The organism is Micromonospora sp. HUAS YX12, from assembly GCF_040215685.1.
GTDB lineage: Bacteria > Actinomycetota > Actinomycetes > Mycobacteriales > Micromonosporaceae > Micromonospora > Micromonospora tulbaghiae.
Map to the genome: position 1 here is coordinate 2,820,602 of NZ_CP157974.1, position 12,745 is coordinate 2,833,346.

The window sequence follows — 12,745 nt, forward strand, 5'->3', positions numbered from 1 at the left end:
CGGCGTCCGCCGGGGCCTCGGCTACCCTCGGCGGGTGCGGTTGGTCATTGCGAAGTGCTCGGTGGACTATGTCGGACGGCTCTCGGCCCACCTGCCCCCGGCGACCCGGTTGCTGATGGTGAAGGCGGACGGGTCGGTGTCGATCCACGCGGACGACCGGGCCTACAAGCCGTTGAACTGGATGAGCCCGCCCTGCCGGCTGGAGGAGGCGCCCGGCGTCTGGCGGGTGGTGAACAAGGCCGGCGAGGAGCTGCGCATCACGCTGGAGGAGATCTTCCAGGACACCTCGTACGAGCTGGGCGTGGACCCGGGCCTGCGCAAGGACGGCGTCGAGGCGCACCTCCAGGAGCTGCTCGCCGCGAACCCGGTGACGCTGGGGGAGGGCTTCACGCTGGTCCGGCGGGAGTACATGACCGCGATCGGGCCGGTCGACCTGCTCTGCCGGGACGCCGGCGGCGGCGCGGTGGCGGTCGAGGTGAAGCGGCGCGGCGAGATCGACGGTGTGGAGCAACTCACCCGCTACCTGGAGCTGATGAACCGCGATCCGCTGCTCGCGCCGGTGGCCGGGGTGTTCGCCGCGCAGGAGATCAAGCCGCAGGCGCGGGTGCTCGCCACCGACCGGGGGATCCGGTGCGTGGTGGTCGACTACGACAAGCTGCGCGGCATCGAGCGCGACGAGCTGACGCTGTTCTGAGGCGCTGCCTCAGCGGCCCCGGCCGTACATCAGCTTGGCGACCTTGACCAGGCGGGCGACGTCGGCCGGGGTGCGTTCGAACGTCATCGCCGGCAGCAGCGACCGGGCCCGGCGGCGGGTGACCGACTTGGGCCGGCCGAACTCGCGCAGCCCCTCCTCGCCGTGGATGCGGCCGAAGCCGGACTCGCCGGTGCCGCCGAACGGCAGCGTCGACATGCCGGCGAACGTCAGCGCCGAGTTGACCGAGGCCATGCCGGAGCGCAGCCGCCGCGCCACCGCCACCGCCCGCGCGCGGCCGAAGACCGAACCCCCGAGCCCGTACGGCAGCGCGTTGGCCCGCTCGACCGCCTCGTCCACGTCGCGGACGCGGTTGACCACGAGCGTGGGGCCGAACGTCTCCTCCCGCACGGCGGCCGAGTCCTCCGGCACGTCGACGAGGACCGTCGGGTGCACGTAGGGCGGCTGGACCGCCTCCGGGCCACCGAGCACCGCCCGGCCGCCCCGGTCGATCGCGTCGTCGATGTGCCGGCGGATGATGTCGATCTGCGACGGCATGGTGATCGGGCCGAGGTCGGACCCGTCGGCACCCACAGTGAGCCGGCCGGCCTTCGCCACCACCTTCTCCACGAAGGCGTCGAAGACCTGGTCGACCGCGTAGACCCGCTCGATGCCGATGCACGTCTGGCCGGCGTTCGTCAGCCCGCCCCACACGCACGCCTCCGCCGCCGCGTCCAGGTCGGCGTCCGAGTCCACGATCATCGCGTCCTTGCCGCCGGCCTCCAGCAGCACCGGCGTGAGCGACTCGGCGCAGGCGGCCATCACCCGCTTAGCGGTCGCGGTCGAGCCGGTGAACGCGATCTTGCCGACCCCGGAGCGGCACAGCGCGGCGCCGACCGCGCCGAAGCCGTGCACCGCCTGGAACACCGGCTGCTCCGGCACCACCTCGGCGAACCGGTCGACCAGCCACTGACCGACCGCCGGGGTGTACTCGCTCGGCTTGAACACCACGGCGTTGCCGGCCGCGAGCGCGTACGCGGCGGAGCCGATCGGGGTGAAGACCGGGTAGTTCCACGGGCCGATCACGCCGACCACGCCGTACGGCTGGTATTCGAGGTGACCGGTGAACTCGGCGAGGATCAGGCGGGAGCGGACCCGGCGCGGCCCGAGCACCCGCCGGGCGTTGCGGGCCGCCCAGTCGATGTGCTCCAGCGCGGTGAGGATCTCCACCACCGCGTCACCGACCGGCTTGCCGCCCTCGGTGTGCATCAGGTCGGCCAGCTCCTCGATCCGCCGGGCGACCACGCCGCGCCAGCGCTGGAGGCGGTCCCGCCGGCCGGCGAAGCCGAGCCCGGCCCACCAGTCGGCGGCCTCCCGGGCGCGGTCGACCGCGGCACGCACGTCCGCCTCTGCGGCCAGCGGGAATCTGCCTGCCTCGGCGCCGGTGGCCGGGCTGGTCGACACCAGTAGACCCTCGGAGATGAGCGGGGCGCCCGGCACATGCACAGCGGTCATGGCCGAAGTCTAGACCCGAGGATTACTCGCCGGTAGGTGTGGAACGCGCCCGTACGCTGCGCGGACGATCAGCCGTCGCATCGACGGAAGTGCCGTCCGAAACGGCGAACGGGAGATGACCGGCCGGGGTCGAGGGGGTGACCGCGCGGTGGTGCAAGCCACTACGGTGAGGTGGCAGGCTGACGCCGCGGGGCGATGTGGGGTGGAGGTCGACTGTCCATGGAGGAGCATCCTGAGCTGATGCCGTTGCTGACGGTGTCGGGCGGGGCGATGCGGGGGCTCACGTTCCGGGTCGGCCAGGACGCGCAGGTGATCGGCCGTGCGCCGACCGCCGACATCGTGCTCGCCGACCCGCACCTGAGCCGGCGGCACGCCACCGTCCGGGCCACCCCGGAGGGCGTGCTGCTCACCGACCTCGGCTCGACCAACGGCACCTGGCTCAACGACACCCGGGTCACCGGCAGCGTGGCGATCGCCGACGGCGACGTGGTCCGGCTGGGCCGTACCGACCTGCGCCTCTACGACCCGGGCGTGGCCCGGACCGACCCGGTCGGGATGAGCTTCGGCGCGATGCGCCGCGACCAGCGTCCCACCCTGCCGCTGCCCGTCCCCGGGCCGCGCCAGCCGATCGAGGCGCGCGAGGCCCAGCCGGCCGACGCCCACTAGACCCCGGCACCCGCCGAGCCCCCGGGCCGCTGATTCCCGGCGCCCGCTGGGCCTCACGCCCGCGCTGACCCCGGGGGTCGCGCAGGTCCGCGCCCCCGCCTTCCCGCCGTCCCCCTCCCCGGCCCGCCCACTCGCGGTGATCAAGGAGTTTGGGTACGGGAAGGGCTGCTGCGGTGACGCAAACTCCTTGATCACCCCTGACGGGGCCGGTCGATGGCCGGTCGATCATGAAGTTGGCGGCGTTCTGCGTCCGATTTGTCGCCGCCAACTTCATGATCGCCGCGGTAAGGGGGCGGGTGGGGGGTGGGGTGCGCGCCACGTCCGCGGTGGGGCGGTGTGTCGGTGGGGGACATGGACCGGGGTCGGGGGTGCGTGCCAGCATGCGCGGATGCGCAGCGCACGGCTCACGGTCCAGGCCAACGGCATCACCCAGGCGGTCCGCGTGGCCGGTCCGCCGGACGGCGTACCGGTGCTGCTGGTGCACGGCAACGTCTCCTCCTCCGCGTTCTGGGAACCGCTGCTGGCCCGGCTGCCGGAGACGCTGCGGGTGGCCGCCCCCGACCTGCGCGGCTACGGCGAGACCGACACCGCGCCGGTCGACGCCACCCGGGGGCTGGACGACTTCGCCGACGACGTGGCCGCGCTGCTGGACGCCCCCGGGCTGTTCCGGCCCGGGGCCCGGCCGGTGGTGGCCGGGCACTCGCTGGGCGGCGGCGTGGCGATGCGGCTGCTCGTCGGCCACCCGGAGCGGGTCGCCGGGCTGCTGCTGGAGGCGCCGGTGTCCCCGTACGGATTCGGTGGCACCCGGGACCTCGACGGCACCCCCGCCACGCCCGACTTCGCCGGCACCGGCGCCGGTGGCGCGAACCCCGACTTCGTGGCACGGCTCGCCGCCGGTGACCGGAGCGCGGACGGCCCGACCAGCCCGCGGGCGGTGCTGCGCACGGCGTACGTGGCCGACCCCGCGTCACTGGGCGACGACGAGGACCTGCTGCTGGAGAGCATGCTGACCACCGCGACCGGCGACGACAACTACCCGGGCACCGCTGTCGCCTCGGCCCACTGGCCGGGGACCGCCGCCGGGCGGCGCGGCGTGCTCAACGCGCTCGCCCCGGCCCACTTCCGGCTCGCCGACGAGCTGGTCGCCGTGCCGGTCAAGCCGCCGGTGACCTGGGTACGCGGCGACGCCGACGTGATCGTCTCGGACACCTCTCTGTTCGACCTGGCGTACCTCGGTCAGCTCGGTGTGGTGCCCGGCTGGCCCGGCCCGCAGGAGTGCCCGCCGCAGCCGATGGTGGGGCAGACCCGCGCGGTGCTGGAGCGGTACGCGGCGGCCGGCGGGACGTACCGGGAGGTGGTGCTGCCCGGCTGCGGGCACAGCCCGCACCTGGAACGCCCGGCGGAGTTCGTCGCCGAACTGCTGGCGCTGGCCGGGGAGAACGCCACCGGGTGAGGCGCGGTGCGTGAAATATCCCACGGCGTCTCGACAACACAGCGTCACGTGGCAGACTCCGGCGCATAACCTTAGCGGCCGTTCATGTCGCGGACGGCGGAGTCGAGCCAGGGGAGGCCGGTCGTGGCGCGCGAGTTCACCAGGGTGGGCGTGGTGGGTCTGGGCACCATGGGTGCCGGCATCGTGGAGGTGTTCGCCCGCAACGGCCTCGACGTCACAGCCGTCGAGATCTCCGACGCGGCGCTGGAGCGCGGCCGGGCCACGCTCACCGGCTCCACCGACCGGGCCGTCGCCAAGGGCAAGCTGGCCGAGGCCGAGCGGGACGCCCTGATGGCGCGCGTCGACTTCCGGGTCGGGCTGGACGCGCTGCACGACGTGGACCTGGTGATCGAGGCGGTGCCCGAGCACCTGGACCTCAAGCAGCGGATCTTCGCCGAGCTGGACCGGGTCTGCAAGCCCGAGGCGATCCTCGCCACCAACACGTCCTCGCTGAGCGTCACCGAGATCTCCGTCGCCACCACCCGGCCCAACCAGGTCATCGGCATCCACTTCTTCAACCCGGCGCCGGTGATGAAGCTGGTCGAGGTGGTCCGCACGGTGGTCACCTCCGCCGACGTGGTCGCCGACGTGGAAGCGCTCTGCGAGCGCCTCGGCAAGGTCGACGTGACGATCAGCGACCGGGCCGGTTTCATCGCCAACGCGCTGCTGTTCGGCTACCTGAACCACGCGGTCGGCATGTTCGAGGCCCGCTACGCCACCCGCGAGGACATCGACGCCGCCATGAAGCTCGGCTGCGGCCTGCCGATGGGCCCGCTCGCGCTGATGGACCTGATCGGCCTGGACACCGCGTACGAGATCCTCGACACCATGTACCGGCGCGGCGGCCGGGACCGCCGGCACGCCCCCGCCCCGCTGCTCAAGCAGATGGTCACCGCCGGTCTGCTGGGCCGCAAGTCGGGTCGCGGCTTCTACACCTACGAGCGGCCGGGCTCGCCGAAGGTCGTACCCGACGAGTACACGCCGCTCGCCGCGGACGCCGCGCTCGCCGACGGCGCCCGCGCCATCGCGAAGGTCGGCGTGGTCGGCTCCGGGACCATGGCCACCGGCATCATCGAGGTGTTCGCCAAGGCCGGGTACGAGATCATCTCGGTGACCCGGGGCGCGGAGAAGTCCGCGAAGGTCTGCGAGGCGGTCAAGACCTCACTGAACAAGGGCGTGGTGCGGGGCAAGCTCAGCGAGACCGACCGGGACGCCGCGCTCGGCCGGATCACCTGGTCCGCGACGCTGGAGCACCTGGCCGACGTCGACCTGGTGGTCGAGGCCGTGATCGAGGAGCTGAGCGTCAAGAAGGCGCTGTTCGCCAGCCTCGACGAGATCTGCAAGCCCGGCGTCGTGCTCGCCACCACCACCTCGTCGCTGCCGGTGATCGACGTGGCGATGGCGACCCAGCGCCCGGCCGACGTGGTCGGCCTGCACTTCTTCAACCCGGCGCCGATCATGCCGCTGGTGGAGATCGTGCAGACCATCCGCACCTCCGCCGAGACGTCGGCCACCGCCCGGGCGGTCTGCGCGAAGCTGGGCAAGACCGGCGTGGTCTGCGGCGACCGGTCCGGGTTCATCGTCAACGCGCTGCTGTTCCCGTACCTGAACGACGCGGTGAAGATGCTGGAGGCCAGCTACTCGACCGCCGACGACATCGACTACGCGATGAAGCTCGGCTGCGGCTACCCGATGGGCCCGTTCGAGCTGCTCGACGTGGTCGGCCTGGACGTCTCGCTGGCCATCCAGCGGGAGCTGTACCTGGAGCTGCGCGAGCCCGGCTTCGCCCCGGCACCGCTGCTGGAGCACCTGGTCACGGCCGGCTACCTGGGCCGCAAGTCCGGCCGCGGGTTCCGCGACCACACCCGCCGCTGATCCCGGTCGACGCCCGGCGGCGGTGACGGCGACAAGATCGCTCGGGTTCGGGGCACCGGCGGTGGGGTGGGGAGGGGCCGTAGGCTGGGATCGTGAGTCCCCGTCGAAATCGGGCCCGCCGGGAAGAAAGCCCCGGTCTGGACGCCGAGCGTGCCCGCCACGGCGTGCCGACCGTGCAGCAGTGGCGCGACGGCGACTGGCAGGTACGCGCGATCAGCGGCGGCGCATCGGTCAAGACGTACCGCTGTCCCGGCTGTGACCAGGAGATCCGGCCGGGCGTGGCGCACCTGGTGGCCTGGCCGGCCGACGACCGGGGCGACCTGACGGACCGGCGGCACTGGCACTCCGGCTGCTGGCGGGCCCGGGACCGGCGCGGGCCCAACCTCCAGCGCGGCCGGGGTGCCCCGCGCCACGGCTGAGCGATCTGGATCACCCGGTTCCCGTCCCACTGGGCGGCGGGGCCGCCGGCGCGGGAGACTGGCAGGCGTGAGCACTCCGATTCGCGCGTCGTCGATCCTGCCCGGCCGCCGGGAGGACATCGAGCTGCACACCGCCGACGGGCTGACGCTCGTCGGCGAGCTGGCCCGGCCGCTGGACCGCGAACCGGCCGCCACGCTCGTCTGCCTGCACCCGCTGCCCACCCACGGCGGGATGATGGACAGCCATGTGTTCCGCAAGGCGGCCTGGCGGCTGCCCGCGCTGGCCGGCCTGGCAGTGCTCCGGTTCAACACCCGCGGCACGAGCAGCGTCCGCGGCACCAGCGAGGGCGCGTTCGACGGCGCGGTCGGCGAGAAGTTCGACGTGGCCGCCGCGATCGAGTACGCCGAGTTCCACGAGCTGCCGAACATCTGGCTGGTCGGGTGGTCGTTCGGCACCGACCTGGCGCTGAAGTACGGCTGCGACCCGGCGGTGGCCGGCGCGATCCTGCTCTCCCCGCCGCTGCGCTACTCGGCGCCGGAGGATCTGGCGGTCTGGGCCGAGACGGACAAGCCGCTGACCGCCCTGGTACCCGAGTTCGACGACTACCTGCGCCCGGAGGAGGCCCGGGAGCGGTTCGCCGCCGTACCGCAGGCCGAGGTGGTGGGCGTGGACGGCGCCAAGCACCTCTGGGTCGGCGACGCGGAGAAGGTGCTGGACGAGATCGTCCGGCGGGTCGCCCCCGGCGTACCGCTGCCGCTGCCGACGACCTGGGACGGCCCGATGGAGACCGGTGACGCCAGCGCGTACGCCGACCGCACGGTCGCCGCGTTCGCCGACACCCCGGTCCCCGGCCCGGCCCAGCGGCGCGCCGAGTAGCGGCTCAGCGCGCGTCCTGGCGGGGTAGCACCACCTCGCGCAGGATCAGCTGCAACGCGGCCACGGTGGGGATCGCGATGAGCGCGCCCACCACGCCCAGCAGCGCCACTCCGAGCAGCGCGGCGAGCAACGCGGCCACCTCGTTGACCGACACCGCCCGGCGCATGATCTTCGGATAGATCAGGTAGTTCTCCACCTGCTGGTAGAGCACGAAGAACACCAGGCAGGCGATGCCCACGGGCAGGTCCGTGGCGAGCCCGACGAGCGTCACCACCACCGCGCCGAGCGTCGCGCCGATCTGCGGGATCAGGTCGGTCACCGCGACCACCACGGCGAGCGCGAACGGGTACGGCAGGCCGACCGCCAGCGCGAACACGAACGTGGTCACGCCGGCCAGCACCGCGATGGCGAGCGCGCCGACCATGTACGCGCCGACCCGGGTCAGGATCTCGTCGCCGATCAGGCGGACCCGCTGCCGGCGCGAGCGCGGCACCAGCGCGTACCCGAGTTCGCGCAGCTTGTCGAAGTACGCCAGGAAGTAGATCGTCAGCACCAGCACCGTGAGCAGGCGGAAGATCGTCCCGAAGATCAGTTGCGCGCCGCCGAGCACACCGCCCAGCGCCCGCCCGACATTGTCCGCGTTCGCCGCCGCCTGGACCCGCTCCATCACGTCGTACCGGACGACGAGGTCGTTGACTGTGGGATTGCGGCGCAGTTCCTCGACGTAGCCGGGTAGCTGCTGGATGAACTGGCCGGACTGGGTCACCACCGGCGGCACCAGTGCCAGCAGACCGGCGACGATCAGCAACAGCAGGGTGAGCGTCACCACCGCCACGGCCAGGCCGCGCGGCACGCCCCACCTGCGCAGCCGGACCACCGCCGGGTGCAGGCCGACCGCGAGGAACAGCGCGATCACCACGAGCACCAGGATGCCGGCGGCGTTCCGGATGCCCAGGAACAGCGCGTACGCCAGCAGCACGCCGAGCGCGCCGGTGAACCCGACCAGGAAGGCGCTGCGCCGCAGCGGCCGCCCCGGTACGCCGAAGCGCCCGCTCGGCTCGAACTCACCCGGCTCGACGTCCACGCCGGCCGCCCGCTCGCCGGTGCTCCCGGCGGCGCCCGGGTCGGCGCCGGCCGGTTTCGCGGCGCCGGGGTCTTCGGGCGTCGCGTTCGCGGCGGGGGAGCCGGTGGCGTTCGCGTCCCCGGTCGCGGCCTCGTCGTCCCGGGCGGCGGAGCCCTCCTGCGACACCCGTGCCTCCCCGCAGCCCCGGCCCTCGCCGGGGTAGACGTCCACGGGCCGCGCCTGCCGGCGTGCGGCCCCCTGCCCGCAGGGTAGTCGCCGCCATACGCCCCGACCATCCCGCCACCGCTTCCCGCCGCCCTCACCCGGCCCGGCCACTCGCCGGTTCGGGGACGTCGTGTGGTCCGGGCGGGTGGGATACCGCTACTCGGGCGAAGCGGTGTGGGTCAGTCCTTGTCGACTGTGACGGTGCTGGGCTTGGCGCTGCGCTCGTCGGTGGTCGGCTTGGTCGGGCGCTTGCCGTTCTCGCCGGTGCTGGTGATCTTCGTCGGGGTGGCGCCCCGGCCACCCTCGCCCGGTACGGCCGCCACAGTGGGCTCCCCGTCGACGGCCGCGCCGGCGGCGGAGTCCATCGTGGTCACCGGTTCGCCGACCGGCTTCGCCTTGCCCGCCTCGGCCGGCTCGCCGTCGCCCTTGACCGGTCCGGCGCCGGTGGGAGCGACAGTGGCGACGCCCTTCGCGGCCACCGGCGCGCCGCTGCCGACCGGGGCGTCGGCGGGCTCGCCGCCGTCGTCGGTGCCACGCCCGGCGGTGGCGGTGGCGAGGTCGTCCGGGTCGACCGGCGTGGCCGCGATCCCGGCCGAGGCGGCGTCACGCCGCAGGTCGGCGAGCCGTCGTTGCAGGTCGTCGGACTCCTGCCGCGACTTCCACGTCTCGGTACGCAGGTCGGCCAGCTCCTGCTGGGCCTTGGCGATCTCCAGCATCACCCCGGCGAGCTGCTGCCGGCCCGAGGCCACCTCCTGCTGGGTGGCGGCCAGGTGCTGCTGCGTGGTGGCGAGGTGCTGCTGGGTGGTGGCCGCGTACTCCTCGAACTGGCGGCGCGAGGCCGCGACGTGCTCGTCGGCCTTGCGCCGCTGCGCGGTGGCGTCCGCCTCGGCGCGGCGCAGCAGCTCGGCGGCCTCCAGCTCGGCCTGCTGCCGCATGCTCAGCGCGTCGGCCTCGGCGGCCTGCCGGATGCCGGCGGCGGTGCGCTCGATCTCGTCGCGCCGCGTGGTGAACGCCTGCTCCAGCTCCTCCTGCCGCTTGGCGTGCTGCTTGTCCAGCTCGTCGCGGCGCTTGGCGAACTCCTGCTCGGCGGCGGCCCGGCGCTGGGCCAGCTCCTTCTCCGCGCTGTCCCGCCGCTCGGCGACCTCCTTCTCCACCCCGGCCCGCCACGCGCCCAGCTCCTGCTGCGTCTGCGCGCGGGACTGCTGCACGTACGCCTCGGTCTCGGTGCGCATGCGCTGCACGTACGCCTCGACCTCGGCGCGGTTGCGCTTGCCGGCCTCGGCGGCCTCGGTGGTGAGCCGGTTGGCCTCGGTGCGGGCCCGGCCGCGGGTGGCCTTGGCGGCCTCCTCCGCGTCGTCCACGATCCTCTTGGCCTCGGCCAGCGCCTTGGCGTGCGTGGCCCGGCCGGCCTCGGCGGCGGCGTCGGTGAGCCGTTTGGCCTCCTGCTGGCCCTTGGCGTGCACCTCCTTGGCCGCCTCGCGGAGCTGGCTCGCCTCCTGCTGGGCCTTGGCCAGCGCCTCCTTGGCCGCCTCCCGCAGCCGCGCGGCCTCCTGCTGGGCCCGGGAGTGGATCTCCTTGGCGGTGTCGCGGAGCTGGGTGGCCTCCTGCTGCGCCTTCGCCAGCGCGTCCCGGGCGGTCCGGCGCAGCTTCTCGGACTCGTCCTGCGCGGCCGTCCGCAGCTTCGTCGACTCGTCCTGTGCGGCCTTGCGCATCTGCGCGGACTCGTCCTTGGCGGACTTGAGCGTGGCCTCGGCCTCGGCCTTGCGGGCGGCGGTGTGCCGCTCCTCCTCGGCCCGGCGGGCGGCCAGCGCGATCTCGAAGTCCTTGAGCGCCCGGGCGGCCTGCTCCTGGGCCTCCTCGACGATGTGCTCGGCGGCGGCGCGGCGGGCCTCGATCTCCTCGTTGGCGGCGGCCAGGATCTCGTCGGCCTGCTCCTCGGCCATGGTGAGGATCTGCTCGACGCGCGGACCCAGGTGCCGGAACGACGCGCGGTCCACCACCGCCGCCTGCTTGCGCACCTGGGCCAGGTCGCGCTGGAGCACCTCGACCTGACCGGCCAGCTTGTGGATCTGGGTGTACGCCTGTTCCCGCTCGGTCGTCAACGCCGCGATCTCGTGCTCCGCGCGAGCGACGTAGCGGTCGACCTGTCGTTTCTCGTACCCCCGCAGGGCGGACTCGAAGCTGGGCTCCGTCGTCACGTCCCCGCCGAGCGCGAACAGTTCCTCGCCGTGCGACATGCCCCCATCCTCACACGCATCCGGCTCTGCTGGGGCGATACGGACGCCCCTTCTGGGAGCTACTTCACCCTCCCGGCGAAACGGACCGCACAAGCATGACGGCGCGGGGCGACACCGGTTACCCGGCGTCACCCCGCGCCGTGGCTCATGCCCCCGACAGCGGGTGTTCGATCAGCCGGCCGACTCGGCCGTCACCTTCTGCCCGGAGGCGTCCGCCTTCGGCGTCTCGGCCTTGCCGCCGGCCGGCACGCCCGGCACGATGCCGGCCAGGCCGGACAGCATCTGCCCGAGCTGCGAGGTGACCGCGTCCTTCTGGCGGGTCAGGTCCTCGACCTCGCGGCGGGCCGCCTGCGTGGTCAGCTCGGCCTCGGTGCGGGCCTCGTTGAGCACCCGCTGCGCCTCGGCGCGCGCCTCGTTGAGCGTCTTGTCGGCGAGCGCCTTGGCCTTGTCGACGGTCTCGTTCGCGGTGCGCTCGGACTCGACCCGCCGGGCCTCGGCCCGCTGCTCGATCTCCTTGGCCCGCTCCTGCGCGGCACGCGCCCGCTGCTCGGCCTCGTTCACCAGCTTCTGGGTCTGCGCGACCTGGGCGGCGTGCCGCTCCGACTCCTCGCGCTCGGCCTTCTCCCGCCGCTCGGCGAGCTGGAGCTCCAGGGCCTGGAGGTCCTTGTCGCGCTTGTCGCGCGCGTCGGTGAGCAGTTTGGTCGCCTCGGCCCGCTTCTCCTCGGCCTCGCGGGCGGCCTTGGCCCGCTGCTGGGTGATCTCCCGCTCGGCGGTGGCGCGCAGCGTGGCGACCTCGCGCTCGACAGTCGACTTCAGCTCGGCCACCTCGTGCGCAGTGACCGTACGCAGCTGCTTGGTCTCGCGGTCGGCGTCGGCGCGCAGCGTGTCGGCCTCGCGGCGGGCCTGCACCCGGACCTCGGCGGCCTCGCGCTCGGCGGCGGTACGGACGCTGCCGGCCTCACGCTCCGCGGTCGCCTTCATGGCGGCGGCCTCGGCGCGCGCCTTGTCGGTGATCTCGCGCGCCTCGAGGCGGGCGGCGGAGAGGATGCCCTCCGACTCGCGCTTGGCCTCGTTGCGGTGGTCGTTGGCCTGCTCCTCGGCCAGCCGCAGGATCTGCTCGACCCGAGTGCCCAGGCCGGACAGGGTCGGCCGGCTGTTCTCCTCGAGCTGCTTGTTGGTCTCGGTGAGCTTCTGCTCCAGCGCGCTCTGGCGCTGCTCGGCCTGCCGCAGGCGGCGCTGCGCGTCGTTCATCCGCTGCTCGGCCTCGGCGCGGGCCTGCTCGGACTGGCTCAGGGCGGCGCTGAGGCGGCCGATGAAGTCGTCGACCTGGTTGGTGTTGTAACCACGCAGGCCAACGGTGAAATCGGGCTGTGAGTTCGCGTTATCGAAGAACGCAAGAGGGGAGGACTGCTGCTGGGGCATTGGGACATACTGGCAGACGCCCCAGGGTGGTTCGCAAGAGCGGGGGGCACCTTTCGCGTCCTGTTTACATGGTCAACTCCGCCGTCCGGTGAGACTGGACCAATTGGCGATCTTGGCAGCTCCCGGGCGGGTGGGGCGGGTCGGGCTTCTGCGTGGAAGGCGGCGCGAAAAGGGCCGCGGGTCGGCACCCGCGGCCCTTTGTGCGTACGCCGGTCGAATGGCGCACCGGTCGGCCGGAAAGGCAATCCGAGGCGACCGTACGG

10 protein-coding genes are annotated in these 12,745 nt (G+C 73.5%); 6 read left to right on the forward strand and 4 right to left on the reverse strand.

The genetic code is table 11. The annotated features are described in order from the left end of the window. The first annotated feature begins 34 nt into the window (after window positions 1-34). Complete coding sequence (gene nucS / locus ABIH81_RS13745) at window positions 35-694, forward strand: endonuclease NucS (RefSeq protein ID WP_349880609.1); 660 nt, start codon at window positions 35-37, stop codon at window positions 692-694. A 9-nt stretch (window positions 695-703) separates the two neighbouring features. On the opposite strand, the gene ABIH81_RS13750 is transcribed toward nucS, so the two are convergent. Continuing rightward, a complete protein-coding gene (locus ABIH81_RS13750; RefSeq protein ID WP_349880610.1) occupies window positions 704-2,206 on the reverse strand; it encodes an aldehyde dehydrogenase family protein in 1,503 nt (500 codons plus the stop codon). Window positions 2,207-2,425: 219 nt separating this feature from the next. Here ABIH81_RS13750 and ABIH81_RS13755 point away from each other — a divergent pair, with 219 nt between their 5' ends. The 5 genes from ABIH81_RS13755 to ABIH81_RS13775 all read left to right on the forward strand — a co-directional run bounded on the left by ABIH81_RS13755 (window position 2,426) and on the right by ABIH81_RS13775 (window position 7,535). Further along, the gene (locus ABIH81_RS13755; RefSeq protein ID WP_349880612.1) at window positions 2,426-2,872 is read left to right on the forward strand and encodes an FHA domain-containing protein; all 447 of its coding nucleotides are present in this window, start codon (window positions 2,426-2,428) and stop codon (window positions 2,870-2,872) included. Window positions 2,873-3,260: 388 nt separating this feature from the next. Next, on the forward strand, window positions 3,261-4,325 hold the full coding sequence (locus ABIH81_RS13760; protein ID WP_349880613.1) for an alpha/beta hydrolase: 1,065 nt from the start codon (window positions 3,261-3,263) through the stop codon (window positions 4,323-4,325). A 123-nt stretch (window positions 4,326-4,448) separates the two neighbouring features. Next, window positions 4,449-6,239 carry a 3-hydroxybutyryl-CoA dehydrogenase gene (locus ABIH81_RS13765; protein ID WP_349880614.1) on the forward strand — a complete coding sequence of 597 codons (1,791 nt, stop codon included), beginning with the start codon at window positions 4,449-4,451 and terminating at the stop codon, window positions 6,237-6,239. Between the two features lie 92 nt (window positions 6,240-6,331). Next, entirely contained in the window at window positions 6,332-6,658 is a 327-nt protein-coding gene (locus tag ABIH81_RS13770; protein ID WP_349880615.1) for a hypothetical protein, read from the forward strand. A 67-nt stretch (window positions 6,659-6,725) separates the two neighbouring features. Next, entirely contained in the window at window positions 6,726-7,535 is an 810-nt protein-coding gene (locus tag ABIH81_RS13775; protein WP_349880616.1) for an alpha/beta fold hydrolase, read from the forward strand. Between the two features lie 4 nt (window positions 7,536-7,539). Here ABIH81_RS13775 and ABIH81_RS13780 read toward each other — a convergent pair whose 3' ends face one another. The 3 genes from ABIH81_RS13780 to ABIH81_RS13790 form a co-directional block, all read right to left on the reverse strand. Further along, complete coding sequence (locus ABIH81_RS13780; RefSeq protein WP_349881096.1) at window positions 7,540-8,619, reverse strand: AI-2E family transporter; 1,080 nt, start codon at window positions 8,617-8,619, stop codon at window positions 7,540-7,542. Window positions 8,620-9,002: 383 nt separating this feature from the next. Further along, window positions 9,003-11,060, reverse strand: coding sequence for a hypothetical protein (locus ABIH81_RS13785; RefSeq protein WP_349880619.1), 2,058 nt, complete (start codon window positions 11,058-11,060; stop codon window positions 9,003-9,005). Between the two features lie 171 nt (window positions 11,061-11,231). Next, window positions 11,232-12,482 carry a DivIVA domain-containing protein gene (locus tag ABIH81_RS13790; RefSeq protein WP_013475376.1) on the reverse strand — a complete coding sequence of 417 codons (1,251 nt, stop codon included), beginning with the start codon at window positions 12,480-12,482 and terminating at the stop codon, window positions 11,232-11,234. Window positions 12,483-12,745 lie beyond the last annotated feature (263 nt).